Annotated in this window: 17 protein-coding genes; 8 read left to right on the top strand and 9 right to left on the bottom strand. The window is 63.8% G+C overall.

Annotated features, from left to right (window positions below):
• Positions 1-13: 13 nt before the first annotated feature.
• The 5 genes from AC6I6U_RS12040 to AC6I6U_RS12020 form a co-directional block, all read right to left on the bottom strand.
• Positions 14-832, bottom strand: coding sequence for a DUF4892 domain-containing protein (locus AC6I6U_RS12040; protein ID WP_497882158.1), 819 nt, complete (start codon positions 830-832; stop codon positions 14-16).
• Positions 833-961: 129 nt separating this feature from the next.
• Positions 962-1816: an alpha/beta hydrolase gene (locus AC6I6U_RS12035; protein ID WP_497882157.1), complete on the bottom strand. Its 855-nt coding sequence runs from the start codon at positions 1814-1816 to the stop codon at positions 962-964.
• On the bottom strand, positions 1813-2622 hold the full coding sequence (locus AC6I6U_RS12030; protein WP_497882156.1) for an alpha/beta fold hydrolase: 810 nt from the start codon (positions 2620-2622) through the stop codon (positions 1813-1815). Before AC6I6U_RS12030 ends, AC6I6U_RS12035 begins: the two co-directional genes overlap by 4 nt.
• A 111-nt stretch (positions 2623-2733) precedes the next feature.
• Positions 2734-3177 carry a hotdog fold thioesterase gene (locus AC6I6U_RS12025; RefSeq protein ID WP_497882155.1) on the bottom strand — a complete coding sequence of 148 codons (444 nt, stop codon included), beginning with the start codon at positions 3175-3177 and terminating at the stop codon, positions 2734-2736.
• A 24-nt stretch (positions 3178-3201) separates the two neighbouring features.
• Positions 3202-4857: an AMP-binding protein gene (locus AC6I6U_RS12020; protein ID WP_497882154.1), complete on the bottom strand. Its 1656-nt coding sequence runs from the start codon at positions 4855-4857 to the stop codon at positions 3202-3204.
• A 213-nt stretch (positions 4858-5070) separates the two neighbouring features.
• Between AC6I6U_RS12020 and AC6I6U_RS12015 the strand changes: the two genes are divergently transcribed.
• Positions 5071-5892 (top strand): pentapeptide repeat-containing protein, encoded by an 822-nt coding sequence (locus AC6I6U_RS12015; protein ID WP_497882153.1) that lies wholly within the window; start codon positions 5071-5073, stop codon positions 5890-5892.
• Positions 5893-5901: 9 nt separating this feature from the next.
• On the opposite strand, the gene sixA is transcribed toward AC6I6U_RS12015, so the two are convergent.
• The 3 genes from sixA to AC6I6U_RS12000 are packed head-to-tail and all read right to left on the bottom strand — an operon-like array spanning position 5902 to position 7732.
• Complete coding sequence (sixA, locus tag AC6I6U_RS12010; RefSeq protein ID WP_497882152.1) at positions 5902-6351, bottom strand: phosphohistidine phosphatase SixA; 450 nt, start codon at positions 6349-6351, stop codon at positions 5902-5904.
• The gene (locus tag AC6I6U_RS12005; RefSeq protein ID WP_497882151.1) at positions 6348-6683 is read right to left on the bottom strand and encodes a DUF4389 domain-containing protein; all 336 of its coding nucleotides are present in this window, start codon (positions 6681-6683) and stop codon (positions 6348-6350) included. Before AC6I6U_RS12005 ends, sixA begins: the two co-directional genes overlap by 4 nt.
• Before the next feature lie 23 nt (positions 6684-6706).
• Positions 6707-7732 (bottom strand): NAD(P)H-dependent glycerol-3-phosphate dehydrogenase, encoded by a 1026-nt coding sequence (locus tag AC6I6U_RS12000; protein ID WP_497882150.1) that lies wholly within the window; start codon positions 7730-7732, stop codon positions 6707-6709.
• Positions 7733-7932: 200 nt separating this feature from the next.
• Between AC6I6U_RS12000 and AC6I6U_RS11995 the strand changes: the two genes are divergently transcribed.
• The 7 genes from AC6I6U_RS11995 to AC6I6U_RS11965 all read left to right on the top strand — a co-directional run bounded on the left by AC6I6U_RS11995 (position 7933) and on the right by AC6I6U_RS11965 (position 16432).
• Entirely contained in the window at positions 7933-10059 is a 2127-nt protein-coding gene (locus AC6I6U_RS11995) for a TonB-dependent receptor plug domain-containing protein (protein ID WP_497882149.1), read from the top strand.
• A 2-nt stretch (positions 10060-10061) separates the two neighbouring features.
• Positions 10062-11006, top strand: a complete 945-nt coding sequence (locus tag AC6I6U_RS11990) for an ABC transporter substrate-binding protein (protein ID WP_497882148.1) — start codon at positions 10062-10064, stop codon at positions 11004-11006.
• Positions 11003-12898, top strand: coding sequence for an ATP-binding protein (locus AC6I6U_RS11985; protein WP_497882147.1), 1896 nt, complete (start codon positions 11003-11005; stop codon positions 12896-12898). Before AC6I6U_RS11990 ends, AC6I6U_RS11985 begins: the two co-directional genes overlap by 4 nt.
• A 238-nt stretch (positions 12899-13136) precedes the next feature.
• Positions 13137-13652 (top strand): 3-hydroxyacyl-[acyl-carrier-protein] dehydratase FabA, encoded by a 516-nt coding sequence (gene fabA, locus AC6I6U_RS11980; RefSeq protein ID WP_497882146.1) that lies wholly within the window; start codon positions 13137-13139, stop codon positions 13650-13652.
• An 11-nt stretch (positions 13653-13663) separates the two neighbouring features.
• A complete protein-coding gene (gene fabB / locus AC6I6U_RS11975) occupies positions 13664-14884 on the top strand; it encodes a beta-ketoacyl-ACP synthase I (RefSeq protein ID WP_497882145.1) in 1221 nt (406 codons plus the stop codon).
• 196 nt (positions 14885-15080) lie between these two features.
• Positions 15081-15497: an OsmC family protein gene (locus AC6I6U_RS11970; RefSeq protein WP_497882144.1), complete on the top strand. Its 417-nt coding sequence runs from the start codon at positions 15081-15083 to the stop codon at positions 15495-15497.
• A 59-nt stretch (positions 15498-15556) separates the two neighbouring features.
• Entirely contained in the window at positions 15557-16432 is an 876-nt protein-coding gene (locus AC6I6U_RS11965) for a pirin family protein (protein ID WP_497882143.1), read from the top strand.
• 154 nt (positions 16433-16586) lie between these two features.
• On the opposite strand, the gene AC6I6U_RS11960 is transcribed toward AC6I6U_RS11965, so the two are convergent.
• The gene (locus AC6I6U_RS11960; RefSeq protein WP_497882142.1) at positions 16587-17315 is read right to left on the bottom strand and encodes a dienelactone hydrolase family protein; all 729 of its coding nucleotides are present in this window, start codon (positions 17313-17315) and stop codon (positions 16587-16589) included.
• Between the last annotated feature and the right edge of the window lie 41 nt (positions 17316-17356).

Here is a 17356-nt window from a genome sequence, read left to right as displayed (position 1 = left end):
GCCCCTGTCGCCGTCAGCGCAACAGTTCCAGATGCAGGCCAGTACTCTGGCTGTCCCCCAGCTCCAGCCGGGCGGCCCTGACGCCACCTGCCACCAGCGCCTGGCGCCAGGCCTCGGCGGATGGGCCCGAGAGGCTGACGCGGGAAGTGGTATCGAGGTTCAAACCACGGGTCAACAGGGTGACCCAGGTGGCCTGCGGCTCGCCGGCCAGTTTCGGCAGGTCGAGCTTGCCGGTGTCGCGCAACTCGCGCAGCAGGGTCGCCGAGGTCGGCAGCAACTCGCCCAATGGCGCATTCGCGGCAAACTGCTCGACATGCAGGTACGCCCGGCGATTGCCACGGGTGATGCTGTACAAGGCCATCAGCGAATCGTCCTGTGGCGCCGCCAGGCGCAGCAGCAGGTAGGCCTGCTGGTCGTCGGCACCGGACAGCAGCGGATTGCCGAAGACCTCGTTGGCCCACAGGCTGTTCTCGCCGCAATCGCGGGCCTGGCACCAGAACAGCAGTTGCGCACCTTCCTTCTGCAAGGCTTCGCGGGCAGCCGTGAAGGCTTCGTTGGCGGTGTGCTCCGGTGGCAGTTCGTAGGTCACCGAGGTCATCTGCCCACGGGCATTGATCTGGCCTTCGCTGCGCAGCCGGTTGCTGATCTTGCGGATCGAGCCTTGCGGATAGATGCGTTCGAGTTCGATGGGAGCCCGGTAGCCGACGATCTGGGCGTCGGCCAGGCGGGGCACCAGCGGCAGGTCATGGCTGCCAGGGACGTCGGCGGCCAGCAGTGCGCTGCTGAAACAGGCCAGGCCCAGGGCCCAGGCTGAGGTTGTGGACAATTTCATCGGATCGGCAGCGCCTGGATGGTGGGCACGGGTGCCGGAACGGGACGACACGAAGTCGCGGCGTGAGCGAGGTCTGGCATGGTTGTCTCCCTTTCAACCCGCCAAGCCTCGACAGTTGCCGGGCGCAAGTCAAGGAATGGCGAAGAAGCGATTGAAACAGTCTGCGACAAGGACTGCCCCGGCCTCGTCGTTCAGGTGCAGATGGTGTCCGCCAGGCAGCACCTGCTGTTGAAAGGGTAGCTGCCCCAGCAGGCTGCGGTGCTGGGCGAGCATGCCTTGTTCGGCCACGACCAACTGCGTCGGGCAGGCCACGCGGCGGACGAAGGCCATCGCCTGCTCTTCGGTCAGGCGCAACGGCGAAGCAAGGGTCAGGCGGTTGTCGCTGCGCCAGGTGTAGCCGCCGGGGACCGGCATCAGGCCACGCTGGGCAAGCAGCTCGGCGGCGTCGCGGCTGACCGCCACCAGGCCCTTCATCCGCGCCTCGACGGCCTGGTCCAGGCTCGGGTGCACGGACTTGCGCTTGTCCTGCAGCCGCAATTGCGCCTGCAGGGCCATGCCCAGGCGCTCGGCTGCACTCTCGCCGCTGGCGGTCGGCGGGATCACGCCGTCGATCAATGCCAGGTGCGAGACCCGCTCGGGCAGCGCCCCGGCCAGCACCACCGAGACGATCGCGCCGAGCGAATGCCCGAGCAGGGCGAATCGCTGCCACCCCAGTTGCTCGGCCACCTGCAGCACGTCATGGACATAATCCCAGAGGGCATAACCCGCCCCGACCGGGCGGTGCCCGGAATGTCCGTGGCCGGCCATGTCGAGGGCGACGATGCGCAGCCCCTTCAACTTCGGTGCCAGCCGCACGAAGCTGTTGGCGTTGTCCAGCCAGCCATGCAGGGCGATCACCGGCAAGCCATCCTCCGGGCCGAACAGGTGGGCCGCCAGTTCGATATGCGGCAGGCTCAGGCGCACCTCCTCGACCGCCGCGCTCATGGCTGCGCCCCTTCGCTGGCGCGCCGCTCCCAGCGGGCAAAGATGTCCTTGAGCAGTTGCGCGGTGTCTTGCGGACGTTCCAGTGGAAACATGTGGCCTCCGGGCATGCTCAGGGACTCACCCTGGGGCAGTCGCCCCACGGTGCGGGTGTGATGTCGCATGACCACGCGGCTCGAACGACCGCGCACCACCGCCAATGGCACCTTCAGGTGCCGGGCCAGGCCAGGGCTGGTATGGGGGACGCCGCGATAAATCTTGATTTCGGTATCCGGATCGAAGCTCAGCCGCAGGCGATCGCCTTCGACGCGCAAGCCATGTTGCAGGTAGGCGTCTAGACAATCCGGATCGAATCCGCGAAACAGGCTCTTGCCGGAAAAGTACTGGCGCGCGCTCTCCAGGTCGCTGAACTCCTCGCGCCGGCCCAGGGTGCGCCCGGCCGGGGTCAGCCGATCGATGAAGCCCAGGCGCTTGGCTGCGCGGATCACCCACTGATCGGTACGGGTCAGCACCGGCGAGTCGAGCATCACCAGGCCCCTGTACAACTGCGGCCGCCGCAGGGCCGCATGCAGGTGCAGCACACCGCCAAGGGAATGGCCAACGCCCCAGACCGGGCCAGGCTGCTGTTCGAGGTGATGGATCAGTTCGTCGACCAGGTTGCGCCAGTTGTCGTCGACCGGGAAGCGCGGGTCGTGGGCATGCTGTTGCAGATGGGCAACCTCATACTCCGGCGACAGGGCGGCAAACAGCTTGCCATAGGTACCCGAGGGAAAACCGTTGGCGTGGGCGAAGAACACGTGCTGCGACATACCGGAACCATTTCAGGGAAAACAGGTGTTCATTGTCGACAGGACACCCGCCACCAGCAATGACCGTAACTGCCAGGAATGATGACAGTCCGGCCATGGCTATGGCGCCACTCAGCGATTCGGTGGAGTCTGGCCCAGCGGCACCACGGCCATGGTCAGGCGCGAGACGCAGTTGGTCTTGCCGTCGTCGCTGCTCAGGCGGATGTCCCAGACATGGGTACTGCGACCGATATGGATCGCGGTCGCTACCGCCGTGACACGACCGCTGCGCACCCCGCGCAGGTGATTGGCGTTGATTTCCAGGCCCACGCAGTAGTACTGGCTCGTGTCGACACACAGGTAGCTGGCCATCGAGCCAACGGTTTCGGCCAGCACCACCGAGGCGCCGCCATGCAGCAGGCCGAACGGCTGGTGGGTACGATGATCGACAACCATGCTGGCGGTCAGCGACTGCTCATCGTAGGACTCGAAGCGAATGTCCAGCACCTCGCTGATGGTGTTCTTCGCCGAGGCATTGAGTTGGTCGATATTCGGAACGGTACGCCACAAGGCCATCTTGCAATCCTCGATTATTGTTGGTCAGTCCTGCCACACGACCGGCTCGCCGAGCTCGCTCCAGGCCTGGAAACGCGGGCCATAGCGTTGCTCGATGACCGGTCGCTTGATCTTCAGCGTAGGGGTGAGAAAGCCGTTTTCCACCGCCCAACTATCTTTCACCACCACCAGCGCACGCAAGCGCTGATGTTTGTCGAGAGCCTGGTTGACCTCCTCCAGCAACGCCGCCAAGCCCGCCTGCAGCTCCGTCCGGGCGGCCTGGGTGGCGCTGGCCGAGAGCACGCACAGGCCCAGCGGGGCAGGCAGGCTGTCACCCACCACACAGACCTGTTCGAGCCAGGCATTGGCCGCCAGGCGGTTCTCGATCGGCGCCGGGGCTACGTACTTGCCCTTGCTGGTCTTGAAGATTTCCTTGAGTCGCCCGGTCAGGCGCAAGTGGCCGCCGGCATCCTGCTCGCCCTTGTCGCCGGTGCGCAGGAAGCCATCGGCGGTCATGACCTCGGCGGTTTTCTGCGGGTCCTTGTAGTAGCCGAGCATGATCGCCCCGCTGCGCACCAGCACCTCGCCCTGCTCGTCGATGCGCACCTCGACGCCCGGACACGCCTGGCCGATCCACCCAGGCAGGTGCTGGCCGACCCGGCAGACATGGGAGTAGCCGCTGTTTTCAGTCATGCCATAGACTTCCAGTACCTCCAGCCCCAGGCGCTGGTACCACTGCAGCAATTGGCGCGGCACTGGCGCGGCGCCGGACAGGGCGATGCGCAAGGCATCCAGCCCCAGCCCCGCCAGCACCTTGTGCCCGACTCGCCGGCCGATCAGCGGTAGGCGCAGGAGAAAATCCAGCCGCGCCGGGGTGACCTTTTCGAAGACTCCCATCTGGAATTTGCTCCAGATCCGCGGCACGCCAAACATCGACGTGGGTCGCGCGCGCCTGAGGTCGACCAGGAAGGTTTCCAGGCTTTCGGCAAAAAATACCGTCTGCCCGGTGAATATCGATGCCAGTTCGACAAACATCCGCTCGGCCACGTGGCACAGCGGCAGGTACGACAGCACCCGATCGCCCTCGCCCAGGCCGAACAGGCCGATGGCGTTGTTGGCAGCGAACGACAGGGTCGCGAAGCTGTGCATCACGCCCTTGGGCTGGCCGGTGGTGCCGGAAGTGTAGATGACGGTCGCCAGTTGCCCGGCGGCGGGTCGCGGATCGTCCTGGATCGGTGAACAGCCTTGCAGGTCGTGCCAGCGAAAATCGAATGCGCCTGGCGGGCACAGCGGCAGGCCGATGGTCGGCAAGCCGGGCCTGAGCCCCGCCGACATGCCCGGCCAATCATCGAGCTTGCCGATGAACGCCAGCGCGACCTCGGCGTGATCGAGCACCTGGGCGACGGAGTCCGCCGTCAGGTTGGGGTACAGCGGCACCGAGACATGCCCGGCCATCCAGATAGCCAGGTCGGCAATGATCCAGTGGGCGCAGTTCTTCGAGATGATCGCCACATGACTGCCCGGTGGCAGTTCCCGTGCCCGCAACCAGTGGGCCGCGCAACGGGCCTGGTGGCCGACCTCGGACCAGCTCAGCGTCTGTACCTCGCCGCCGCCCACCGGCTGGACCAGGTACGACTGGCGAGGGTGGCGAGCTTCGCGCTCGTAGAAGACGTCCAGCGGTAAACGAAAAGCGGCAGACATAAGACTCCCTCCCTTGTTTTTATCCCGGAACAAAACCAACCAAGCACTTGCTTGGCTGACTATTTCATGGGCGACGCGACGCTGCAAGCCCATCGATTGCAATGGGCCCGTCCGAGAGGGGGGCATGCGTCAGAACAAGGGGGTGGAATCTGATAGCTGCAGATCGGCGGCTCGGGTCGAATCGCCCGTTTCCCAGCCCTTTACGAGGCGTTCATGTCGACGATAGGCAATCTCCTGCGCAGTTTCATTCCCTTGCCCAACCGCCGGCCAAAAGCCGGACCGCCGCCGTTCCTGGCAGGAACGGATTTCTACCGGCAGGCCAGCCCGGGCCAGTCCCCGCTGGCGCAGCCGTCACTCCTGGAACGGGACATGACCTTGCTGGGGCTCAAGGATTCGCTGGAGTCGGCACGGGAATTTCTCGGCGGCACCTCCTCGCTGGGGGCCTACCCGTTGTGCGCCTTGCTGGAGTTGATGGTGGCCAGCGCCATCCGATTTCCCAACATCCTGCGCAGATGGGATGGCGTGGCACTGGAGGGCGGCGGTCGGGTGTCGCTGCATGTGCAGAAAAAGCTTTTCGACCTGCGAGTACCGACCACGCTGTCACCCCAACTGACCAAGGCCCTGAAAAACTGTGCCCTGAACATCGCCGCGAACACCGATGACAGCGCCAGGACAATGCTTGACGACTTCGATATCCACCAGCCATTCAGGGAATGGCACAAGAATGCGATCTGTCAGGTACTGCGCATGCTGCAGGTGACCAACGTCAACATGACCGGTGTCGACCTGAGCGGCGGCGACCTGGCCGGCGTGCGCTTCTTCGGCCAGTACCACGAGGCGAACTTCATGGCCGCCAACCTCAAGGGCGCGATGCTCTCGAGTGGCTTCAAGGGCAACAACTTCGACCATTGCGACCTGCGCCACACCCTGCTGTCAGGCTATTTCGAGCAATGCACCTTCAGGGGCGCGAAGGTCAATACCGTGACCTTGAAGCAGGCTCGCAGCGAGCTGACCGGGGCCGTCCTGACCCCGTGAGGCAACCGGCTAGGCGTGACGAACACCATTGAGGGTCATGGCCCCGGCCAGTGGCCAATCTCCTTCCAACTCCGCCAGGCTGGCAGTGTCCATCGGTTGCGGGCTGCGCAGATGGCCGGCTTCGAGCAGGCCGATCAGGCTGCCCACCAGCGGCTGGTGGCTGACCAGTAACAGGTTGTCGGCCGTATCGAGCTGCTCCAGCACCCGCGAAGGATGGCTGTCGGGCGTCAACCAGGGCACGGTGATGATCGCCGGCTCGAAGCCCAGCACTTCGCGCACCAGTTGTGCGGTCTGCTGGGCCCGCACGTAGGGACTGGCGTAGATCGCCGCCAGCGGCTGGCCGATCAGGTGGGCGGCACTGCGCAGCACCTCCTGGCGACCGTGGGCGGTCAGGTTGCGTTCGGCATCACTGCTTACCTGCGGCTCGGCCTGGCCATGGCGCAATACCCACAATTTCACAGCTTCGGCTCCTCGTCACGCGCAGGGTGCGCAACTGGTGGCACGCTGTGCGGGGATTCGCCTTGCGGCGCACGTGGGGCCGGCCAGTCGGCGAACGGCCAAGGCTTCTGGTCGGTATGGAAGGTGCCGAAACGGCCGATCTGGGCGAGGAACTGGCTGAGGCTGTCGCCGAAGTTCATCAGATTGCCGCTCGGCGCGCCGTAGAACAGCCGGTAGACCAGTTGGATCAGCACCACCGCGCCGAGGATGAACTGGGCAACCTGCCAGACCAGCAGGAACACCAGCATCCACAGGATGCGCAGCACGATGGACTCATACTTGGCTTCGTTCATGTCTTGCTCCCGTTGCGTGGAAATCAGTTGAAACCGCTGGTGGAAATGAAGTCGACGTCGGTCTTTGGCTCGGCGCGCATCAGCAGGGCGATCACCTGCTCGAGCGTGCGGCCCTCGAACAGGATCGCGTGCAGGCCGGCCACCAGCGGCATATAGACGTTCAACTCCTGGGCCTTGGCCTTGAGCACCTTGAGGGTGTTGACCCCTTCGGCCACTTCGCCCAGGCGGTTGACCGCCTCCTCCAGGCTCAGGCCCTGGCCGAGGGCGTAGCCGACCTGGTAGTTGCGGCTCTTGGGCGAGGAACAGGTGACGATCAGGTCGCCGACCCCGGCCAGGCCGAGGAAGGTCATCGGGTTGGCGCCCTGGCTCACGGCAAACCGGGTCATTTCCGCCAGGGCACGGGTAATCAGCATGCTCTTGGTGTTTTCGCCCATGCCCAGGGCGACGGCCATACCGGCAATGATCGCGTAGACGTTCTTCAACGCCCCGCCCAGCTCGACGCCAAACCGGTCGGCACTGGCATAGACGCGCAAGGTGCTGCCGTGCAGGGCGGCCTGGACGCGGCTGCAGAGTTCCTCGTCAGCACTGGCGACCACTGTGGCGGTCAACGCATGCTCGGCCACTTCACGGGCCAGGTTCGGCCCCGACAACACGCCAATACGCGCCTGCGGGGCGATGTCTTCGAGGATTTCGCTCATCAGCTTGAAGGTCTGGGCCTCGATACCCTTGGTCAGGCTCACCAGCAGCTTGCCACGCAGACGCTCGGCGTGATCGGCCAGTACGCTGCGCAGGGCGCTCGATGGCAGGGCGACGAAGAACAGCTCGCAGCCTTCAAGCGTGGCGACCAGGTCGGTCACCGGCTCGACCGCCGGATTGATCTTGATCCCCTTGAGGTAGCGCGGATTCTCGCGATTGACACGAATGGCCTCGGCCTGTTCCGGGTCGCGCATCCACTGGCGCACCCGGTGACCGTTCTCGGCCAGCAGGTTGGCCACGGCGGTTCCGAAGCTCCCGCCCCCCAGGACCGCAATAGGGTGCTGTTCAGTCATATGCAATCCGTTTTTACCAATGGCGATGGCCGCATTATACGGAGCCTCCGGGCGGCAGCCAGTCCCAAACGCAGTCGACAGGTGGCATCACTGGGGCGAGGACTTTTCCCCGCTCGCGGACGGAATGCAGGCGCAATGCCATGGCAAACCCGTCCAGCTCGGTTAACATGGGCGGCTACTACTGTCATCAAGGCTGAGCCGTGCAACCTGGCCCTCCCCACCGCCGCTCCTCCGTACTCCTGGCGCTGCTGTTCAGCACACCCGTGCTGGCCGACGATCTGTTCCTGGAAAACCAGCCGCTACCCGAGGTATTGACCGCTACTCGGCTCAAACAATCCCCGGCGTCGGTGCCGGGCAGCATGACAGTGATCGACAACGAACTGATCAAGGCCAGTGGCGCCCGCGATATCGCCGAGCTGCTGCGGCTGGTACCGGGCATGATGGTCGGCTACACCAACGGTAACCAGGCGGCGATCAACTACCACGGTACCGACGCTTCAAATGCCCGGCGCATGCAGGTCCTGATCGACGGCCGCTCGGTGTACCGGGCGGGCCTGGCAACGGTGGACTGGAGCGACATTCCGGTGGCCATGGAGGATATCGAGCGCATCGAGGTCTTCCGCGGACCGAACACCGTCAGCTACGGGGCGAATGCGCTGATGGCGGTGGTCAATATCCTCACCAAGTCGCCCGGCAGCACCCACGGTTCGCGGCTCAAGGTCACCCGTGGCGCACGCGGCATCAATGACTGGTACGCCAGCCAGGGCGTCGGCTGGAACACCGGCGACCTGCGCCTGTCGATGTCCGGCCAGCAGGACGACGGTTTCGACAGTAATCGCGTCGGCGCCGACTACCGCGACAGCCGGCGGTTGAACCGCTTCAACCTGTCGGTCAGCCAGATGCTCAACGACAGCCAGAGCATCGACTGGCAGTTGAACGCGAAAGAAGGCACCAACCAGCGACCGTACACCTACCAGGCGGTGTTTCCCGATATCGAGGAAGCCGGCAACAACTCCGACGTGGTGGCCAAGGACTACGCCGGTTCCCTGCGCTGGAACCTCGACCTCAGCCCGCAGCACAGCCTCTACGTGCAAGGCTCGGCGCAGCACTGGGACCGCCAGCAGGTCTGGCGCGCCTGCGATGCCAAGGTGTCGTTCAGCCCGCAACTGACCCAGTTGTGGCAGCTCAACCCCAATTACGCGGAAAACCTCGCGCGGCACATGACCCGCTATTCGGTCGGCAGCCCGCCCGCCGGCAACGCCACCGAACAGGCGCTGGCCAATCAGGTGCTGGATCAGTGGTTTAACCAGGGCGCCAGCGAATCGGTCTGTGGCGATATCGACCAGAGCACCCGCGAAACCCGCTATGACCTGGAAATCCAGGACACCCTGAGCCTGTCCGACAGCCTGCGCCTGGTCAGCGGCATGAACTATCGTTACGACAGGGCCGATTCCGAAACCTATTTCAACGGCACCCTCGATGACAATACCTGGCGCCTGTTCGGCCAGCTCGAATGGCGCGCCAGCGAACACTGGCTGCTGCAGGGTGGCGCCATGTACGAAAACACCCAGCTGACCGGCGACTCGCTGACCCCGCGCTTTGCCGTCAACTACCTGATCAACCCGCGCCATGGGCTGCGCGCGGTGTATTCCGAAGCGATCCGCTCACCGGACATGTTCGAGAACAACGTCAACTGGAGCTACCGGGTGACCAACCTGGATTCGCCCACCTACGGCCAGAACAGCGGCCAGTATTTCGTCAAGACCCGCGGTCCGGGCAATCTCGACAAGGAGCTGATGCGTTCACGGGAACTGGGCTACAACGGTTTCTTCGCGGATATCGGACTGAACCTCGACGTGAAGCTGTTCCATGACGAAATCACCTCGATGGTCAGCTCGCCCCTGCGTAACAACCAGTACATCGCCAGCAACGCCAACAGCGCGCGTTTCAGCGGCAGCGAAACCCAGCTCGACTGGCGCCTGGGCAGCGCCGACCGGCTGCGCCTGACCTACGCCTATGTCGACGTACAGGCCAGCAACCCTGCCGACACCCAGTTCACGGCGCGCAATAGCGGCTCGGCCGGCTGGATGCGCGATTGGGGCGCGGGCTGGTCGAGTGCGTTGTTCTACTACGGCGACGATGCGATCAACCAGTACCGTTTCGAACGGGTCGACCTGCGGGTCGCCAAGCGCATTCCGTTGCACAAGGCCAGCCTGGAGCTGGCGGGAGTGATGCAGCAGCGCCTGGACAATCAGCCGCTCACCTGGCCCGACAACAACTACGACCAGCGCCAGGTTCTCTACTTCAGCGCCGAGCTGGAATTCTGAGCATGAGCGAAAATCGGTCAAGGATGACACGGGCCTGTACCGGCTGGCTGCCAAGACTGGCCGCTTGCCTGCTGGGCCTGCTGCTGGTCTCCCAGCCCCAGCAACAGGCCCGGGCCGCCGATGTGCTGCTGACCGGGGCCGAAGACAGCCCCGGCGTCCAGGGATTCACCAGCGCCCTGGCGCAGCAGCGCCCCGAAGACCGAGTGCGCTTCGTGCCTTTCGGGCAATTGCCCGCGCCGAGCAAGCTGCCAGCCGGGACGCGACTGATCCTGCTCGATCCGCAGAGCCTCGACTGGCGCCTGGCCGACAGCCAGGGGCCGGCCACCCTGGTGCTGCGCATCAGCCGCCTGCAGGCCCGCCAAAGGCTGGGCCAGCAACTGCCACATTCCCTCAGCCTGCTCTGGAGCGACCCGCCGCCGGCCCGCCAATTGCGCCTGATCCGGGCCGTACTGCCGCAAGCCCGGCGCGTAGGCGTGCTGTACGACGACGACAGCGAATTCCTGCTTGCCGAACTGCGCCAGGCCGCCCAGCCACTGGGCCTGGAAATCGTCGCCCAGCGCTGGGACAACACCGTCGACAGCCGGCCACTGCAGGATCTGCTGCGCAACAGCGACGTGCTGCTGGGGATCGACGACCCGACGCTGTACAACCCCAAGACCGCGAAAAACCTGCTGCTCAGCAGCTACGCCCGGCAACTGGCGTTGATCGGGCCGAATGCCGGCTTCGTCAAGGCCGGCAGCCTGGCCAGCAGCTACAGCGACCAGAACGACTGGCTGGCGATCCTCGACAAGCTGCTCGACCAGCCCGCTTCCAGCTGGCCGCGCGCACTTTATCCAGCACACTTCAAGGTCCTGAGCAATCCGCAGGTCGCCCGTTCGCTAAGCCTCGAGACCATCGATGAAACGTCCGTCGCCATCCGGCTGGCCGAAGGAGAAACGCATCCATGAATCTTCGTCGGCATTGGGGCATCAACGCCCGCACCCAGATGATCAGCCTCGGCCCGGCGCTGTTGCTGACCCTGCTCCTGATCAGTTTCTTCACCTTCGTGCGAATCCAGGACCTGCGCCAGGAAGTCAACCACACCGGCCAATTGATCGCCAACCAGCTGGCGCCGGCCACCGAATACGGGGTCATCTCCGGCAACAATGACGTGCTCGAAAGCCTGATGAAGGCCAGCCTGGCGACTCCGCACGTGCGTTTCCTCGAGGTCCAGGACCGTAGCAACAACATCCTGGTGTATGTCGAGCAGCCGGCCGAAAGCCACAACCGGGCCCAACAGGTCGAGATCTTCCAGGCGCCGGTGCGCCTGCAGCGGATCAAGCTCGATAGCGATTTCCTCCAGGGCGCCTACGCCAACTCCACGGCAACCGGCGAGGATTACCTTGGCCGGGTGATCGTCGGCATGTCCAATGGCGCCTTCAACGAGCGCCAGCAGGAAATTCTGCTCAAGGCCGGAATCCTTGCCCTGTTCGCGCTGCTCTTCACCTTCCTGCTGGCGCGCCGTCTGGCAGCCAACCTGTCGCAGCCGATCAGCGCCATGGGCCATGCGGTGAAAGCCATCCAGCAAGGCGACTACAAGACGCCGCTGCCGGTGCCCGACGACACCGAGCTGGGTGACCTGGCACGACATATCAACAACCTTGCCAGCGGCCTCGAACAGGCCAGCCGCGAGCAGCACCAGGCCATCGCACAGTTGATCCAGACCCGCGAGGAAGCGGAACGGGCGAACAACGCCAAGTCCGACTTCCTGGCCATGATGAGCCACGAGCTGCGCACGCCGATGAACGGTGTCCTGGGAATGCTGCAGTTGCTCGAAACCACGGAAATGAGCGAGGAACAGGCCGAATACGCGGCGCTGGCCTCGGAGTCCACCGAACACCTGCTCAAGGTCATCAACGATATACTCGATTTCTCACGGATCGAACGCTCGGCGCTGGAGCTGGAACACATTCCGTTCGGCCTCGGCGAACTGATCAGCAGTTGCGCCCAGGCCTTCCAGCACAGCGCGGCCCAACGCGGCCTGCAACTGAACCTGCGGTTCCCCGCCGGCCTCGACAACCTGCAGGTCAAGGGCGACCCGACGCGCATTCGGCAGATCCTGGTCAACCTGATCGGCAACGCCCTGAAATTCACCGAACAGGGCAGCGTCAGCGTCGAACCGGCCTGGCAGGTGCTGGACAACGAGGTGATCTGGTTCAGTTGCACGGTGCGCGACAGCGGTATCGGTATTTCCACCGAGCGCCTGGAACTGATGTTCGATGCCTTCCAGCAGGCTGACAGTTCCATTTCCCGCCGTTACGGCGGCACCGGCCTGGGCCTGCCGATCGCCCGGACCCTGGCCGAGCGCATGGGCGGCACCCTGCACGCCCACAGTGAAGAAGGCCAGGGCTCGGTGTTCACCCTGGAAATCCCGCTGGCCCTGCAGCGCCTGGTCGAGCCGGAGGCACTGCCGCAATTGCTGGCCGGGCACGGCGAGGGTCGCAAGGTGCTGCTGGTGGAAGACAATCCGGTGAACCAGACCGTGATCGAGGCGATGCTGCACAGTCTGGGGTTCGAGGTCAGCCTGGCACATGACGGTGCCGAGGCCATCGAGGGTGCAAGAAATGGCCTTTTTGCCGCCATCCTGATGGATTGCCGGCTACCGCTCGTCGACGGCTATGAAGCCACCCGACAAATCCGCCAATTGCCTGGCTGCGCCGAGCTGCCCATCATCGCACTGACCGCCAATGCCTTGCAGGGTGACCGTGAAGAGTGCCTGCAGGCGGGGATGAACGATTATCTGGCCAAACCCTTCAAACGCACCGATCTGCAGCGAATTCTCCAGCGTTGGGTGCCCTGAATTACCACGTGCGACTGGCGTGAAAGGCGAAAGTGCGGCAGTCTTAGGCACCCGAACGAGCCGCGAAACCGGCTTGATTTATAATTTCAGTGCACAAGTGTACATTCATGTCCCTTGTGCTGTGACTTTCACTACAACGCAATAGTCTATGAGTAGGCTGTCGATTCGAGGCATGAGGGCTTCGATCGGCCGGGAAGCTACACCCCACCCTGCCGCATGGAACTATTGAGGAGCTCGCATGACCAAACAAAACGCCTTTACCCGGGAAGAACTGCTGAGCTGCAGTCGCGGTGAGCTGTTCGGCCCAGGTAACGCGCAACTGCCCGCCCCGAACATGCTGATGGTGGATCGCATCACCCATATCAGCGAAGAGGGTGGCAAGTACGGCAAAGGTGAATTGGTCGCCGAACTGGATATCAATCCGGACCTGTGGTTCTTCGCTTGCCACTTCGAAGGCGATCCGGTAATGCCGGGCTGCCTGGGCCTGGATGCCATGTGGCAGCTGGTCGGTTTCTTCCTCGGCTGGCAGGGTCTGCCGGGCCGTGGCCGTGCCCTGGGTTCGGGCGAAGTGAAATTCTTTGGCCAGGTCCTGCCGACCGCCAAGAAAGTCACCTACAACATTCATATCAAGCGCGTCCTTAAAGGCAAGCTGAACCTGGCCATCGCCGATGGTTCGGTCAGTGTCGACGGACGCGAAATCTACACCGCCGAAGCCCTTCGGGTCGGCGTGTTCACCTCCACCGACAACTTCTAAGGGTTATCCGCATGCGTCGCGTCGTTATCACTGGTCTGGGCATCGTTTCTTGCCTGGGCAATGACAAAGAGACCGTCTCCGCTAACCTGCGTGCAAGCCGCCCTGGCATCCGCTTCAACCCGGAATATGCCGAAATGGGTCTGCGTAGCCAGGTTTCCGGCTCCATCGACCTCAACCTCGAAGAACTGATCGACCGCAAGATCTACCGCTTCGTCGGCCACGCGGCGGCCTACGCCTACCTGGCCATGAAGGACGCGATCGCCGACTCCGGCCTGAGCGAAGAGCAGGTATCCAACCCGCGTACCGGCCTGATCGCCGGCTCCGGTGGTGCCTCGACCCTGAACCAGATGGAAGCGCTGGACACCCTGCGCGAGAAAGGCGTCAAGCGCGTGGGTCCATACCGCGTGACCCGTACCATGGGCAGCACCGTTTCCGCGTGCCTGGCCACTCCGTTCAAGATCAAAGGCCTGAACTACTCGATCTCCTCCGCCTGCGCCACCAGTGCCCATTGCATCGGTACCGCCATGGAGCAGATCCAGATGGGCAAGCAGGACATCGTCTTCGCCGGTGGCGGTGAAGAAGAGCACTGGAGCCAGTCGTTCCTGTTCGACGCCATGGGCGCCCTGTCCACCCAGTACAACGACACGCCAGAGAAAGCCTCGCGTGCCTACGACGCCAAGCGTGACGGTTTCGTCATCGCCGGCGGCGGCGGCATGGTGGTGGTCGAGGAGCTGGAACACGCCCTGGCCCGTGGCGCGAAGATCTACGCCGAAATCGTTGGCTACGGTGCGACCTCCGACGGCTACGACATGGTTGCCCCAAGCGGCGAAGGCGCCGTGCGTTGCATGCAGATGGCAATGTCCACCGTTGACGGCCCGATCGACTACCTGAACACCCACGGCACCTCGACTCCGGTCGGCGACGTCGCGGAAATGAAGGGCGTGCGTGAAGTCTTCGGCGACAAGGCTCCGGCCATCAGCTCGACCAAGAGCCTGTCCGGTCACTCGCTGGGTGCCGCTGGCGTGCACGAGGCGATCTACTGCCTGCTGATGATGGAAGGCAACTTCATTGCCGGCTCCGCCAACATCGAAGAGCTGGACCCGGAAGTCGCCGACCTGCCGGTACAGACCCAGACTCGTGAAAACGTTCAGTTGAACAACGTCATGAGCAACAGCTTCGGCTTCGGTGGCACCAACGCCACCCTGGTCCTGAAGCGCTGGCAGGGCAAGTGAGTCCAGCCTGATCGCGACATGAAAAACGCCCCGACTGGTTCGGGGCTTTTTTTTGCGACAACCGCCAGACTCGCTTGTAGTGCCCAGTGTGTTCAGCACAACAGGCGTGACCATCAAATAAAAGCTGAACACCATCATGACTCGGTGTTCTATAGAATTCAGGGACTTTCCCGCCACGTTCTCCAGGAGGTTCGTCATGACCATCACCATCAATACCGAATCGAACGAAGGTTTTCGTCACAGCGTGCAGATCGACGATCATGAGTTGTTCACCGACGTGCCCAAGAGCATCGGCGGGGAAGGCTCGGCGCCTGAGCCCCACGACTATTTCGACGCTGCGCTGGGCACCTGCAAGGCCCTGACCCTCAAGCTGTATGCGCAGAAAAAAGGCATCCCCCTGACCGGCGTTACGGTCGAGGTCAAGCGTGATAACAGCCAGGAGCAGAAAGGCAAGTATGGCCTGCAGGTCAAGCTGACCCTCAAGGGCGTGCTGAGTGACGCCCAGCGCGACGAACTGCACAAGGTCGCCGACCGCTGCCCGATCCACAAGTTGATGACCACCACCGAAGTGAGCATCGAGACACTGCTGGCCGAAGGCGCCTTCAGTCAGTAAGGGCAGTGACGCAAAAGCGGGTTATGCTCTGCGCATTGCCCGCCTAGCCTGGAAGCCCCATGAGTACACCGTTGGTGATTCGTCCTCGCGCCGAGGATGTCGAAGGTCAACCCATCCTGCGTCCCCTGCCCTCGGCCCAATGCCGCAGTGTCGGCCCGTTCGTGTTTTTCGATCACATGCTGGAAACCCGCTATCCGCCGGGCAGCGGCATGGATATCCGGCAACACCCGCATATCGGCCTGTCGACCCTGACCTACCTGTTCGAAGGCCGGTTGCAGCACAAGGACAGCCTGGGCTCCGACCAGCAGGTCGGCCCCGGCGAGGTGAGCTGGATGACCGCCGGCAGCGCCATCGCCCATGTCGAACGCACACCGGCCGACCTCACCGCCAGCGGCTCGGCGCTGCACGGCCTGCAGGTCTGGCTGGCATCGCCCAGGGAACATGAACAGGGTGCCGGGCACTACAGCCATCATCCGGCGGCCAGCCTGCCAACCAGCGAAAACCTGGGGGTGAAGATCCGCCTGATCGCCGGCAATGGCTTCTGCCTGACATCACCCGTGCCGGTGCTGTCGCCCACGGTCTACGCCGAGATACTGATGGAGTCGGCGACTACCCTGCTGCTGCCCGACGAGCACGAGGAACGGGCGCTGTACGTGTTGGCCGGCGAGGTCGAGCTGGATGGTGAACGCCTGGAGCCACGCAGCCTGGTAGTCCTGCCCAAGGGCGAGAGCCCGACACTGGCGGCCGAGGGTGAGGTGCATCTGGTTTTGATCGGCGGGGCGCCGCTGGATGGGCCGCGGCGGATGAACTGGAACTTCGTTGCCAGCGATCCGGCGCTGATCGACCAGGCTCGCGCACGCTGGGCTGCGGGAGACTGGCCGAAGGTGCCTGGGGAAACCGGGCGGATCGAGTTGCCGCACAAGCCCGGTGCATAACGGTACCGAGCCTGGGGCAGCTTCGTTTACGGCCCCTGGGGCCCCTTCGCAAGCAAGGCCCTGCTCCTACAGATTGTCGTCGCTTACCTTGTATGAGCAGGGCTTGTCGGGACGCTGCATCGCCGCGAAAGCGACCTGAAGATCGCCGGAGATCTCAGCCGGCGAACACTTCCTCCAGCAGGTTGTGCATGGCCGTGAAGGCGCGGCTGGCGGTCTTCGCGTCATACATCATCTTGCCCGGCACATTCGCATGCGGGTCGGTGAACGAATGCACCGCACCGCCGTAGCTCAGTAGTTGCCAATCGACCCCGGCAGCATTCATTTCCTCTTCGAAAGCCGGCAGTTGCTCCTTCGGCACCAGTGGATCGGCAGCACCGTGCAGCACCAGCACCGAACCCTTGATGTTGTTCGCATCCGCCGGGTTCGGCGTGTCCAGCGTGCCGTGGAACGACACCGCAGCCTTCAGCGGCGCACCGGTCCGGGCCAATTCCAGTGCACAGCAGCCACCGAAGCAGAAGCCGAAAGCCGCCAGCCTGGAAGTATCGACCGCCGCCAGCGCCTGCCCCTGCAAGGCTTCAAACGCCCTTTGCATGCGCTTGCGCAGCTCGGCCCGATCATTCTTCAGCGGCATCATTGCCGCACCCGCCTCGTCGCCGTTTTGCGGGCGTACCGCGCTGCCATACAGGTCGGCGATCAATACCACGTAGCCCTTGGCCGCTACCGACTGGGCGATCTTTTCCGCCCCGGCGCTGACACCCATCCAGTTCGGCGCCATCAGCAGGCCCGGACGCGGGCCCTTGTGGCTGGCATCGAAAGCCAGGCGGCCTTCGTAGGATTGGCCATCAATCTGATAGGCCACGGAACTGACAGTGATTTGGCTCATTACATACTCCGTAAAGGCATCCATAAAATGAAAAACCCGCC

The sequence above is a fragment of the Pseudomonas sp. UTLPPB19802 genome, assembly GCF_059730225.1.
This window is presented reverse-complemented; position numbering and strand designations above follow the sequence as displayed.

Excerpts from the sequence above, each read along its gene's own strand:
- AC6I6U_RS11985 (WP_497882147.1), top strand. The coding sequence starts at position 11,003 with ATGAATCTTCGTCGGCATTGGGGCATCAACGCCCGCACCCAGATGATC.
- AC6I6U_RS12005 (WP_497882151.1), bottom strand. The coding sequence starts at position 6,683 with ATGAACGAAGCCAAGTATGAGTCCATCGTGCTGCGCATCCTGTGGATG.
- fabB (WP_497882145.1), top strand. The coding sequence starts at position 13,664 with ATGCGTCGCGTCGTTATCACTGGTCTGGGCATCGTTTCTTGCCTGGGC.
- fabA (WP_497882146.1), top strand. The coding sequence starts at position 13,137 with ATGACCAAACAAAACGCCTTTACCCGGGAAGAACTGCTGAGCTGCAGT.
- AC6I6U_RS11990 (WP_497882148.1), top strand. The coding sequence starts at position 10,062 with ATGAGCGAAAATCGGTCAAGGATGACACGGGCCTGTACCGGCTGGCTG.
- AC6I6U_RS12020 (WP_497882154.1), bottom strand. The coding sequence starts at position 4,857 with ATGTCTGCCGCTTTTCGTTTACCGCTGGACGTCTTCTACGAGCGCGAA.
- AC6I6U_RS12015 (WP_497882153.1), top strand. The coding sequence starts at position 5,071 with ATGTCGACGATAGGCAATCTCCTGCGCAGTTTCATTCCCTTGCCCAAC.
- AC6I6U_RS11965 (WP_497882143.1), top strand. The coding sequence starts at position 15,557 with ATGAGTACACCGTTGGTGATTCGTCCTCGCGCCGAGGATGTCGAAGGT.
- AC6I6U_RS12000 (WP_497882150.1), bottom strand. The coding sequence starts at position 7,732 with ATGACTGAACAGCACCCTATTGCGGTCCTGGGGGGCGGGAGCTTCGGA.
- AC6I6U_RS11960 (WP_497882142.1), bottom strand. The coding sequence starts at position 17,315 with ATGAGCCAAATCACTGTCAGTTCCGTGGCCTATCAGATTGATGGCCAA.
- AC6I6U_RS12030 (WP_497882156.1), bottom strand. The coding sequence starts at position 2,622 with ATGTCGCAGCACGTGTTCTTCGCCCACGCCAACGGTTTTCCCTCGGGT.
- AC6I6U_RS12025 (WP_497882155.1), bottom strand. The coding sequence starts at position 3,177 with ATGGCCTTGTGGCGTACCGTTCCGAATATCGACCAACTCAATGCCTCG.
- AC6I6U_RS11970 (WP_497882144.1), top strand. The coding sequence starts at position 15,081 with ATGACCATCACCATCAATACCGAATCGAACGAAGGTTTTCGTCACAGC.
- AC6I6U_RS12040 (WP_497882158.1), bottom strand. The coding sequence starts at position 832 with ATGAAATTGTCCACAACCTCAGCCTGGGCCCTGGGCCTGGCCTGTTTC.
- AC6I6U_RS12035 (WP_497882157.1), bottom strand. The coding sequence starts at position 1,816 with ATGAGCGCGGCGGTCGAGGAGGTGCGCCTGAGCCTGCCGCATATCGAA.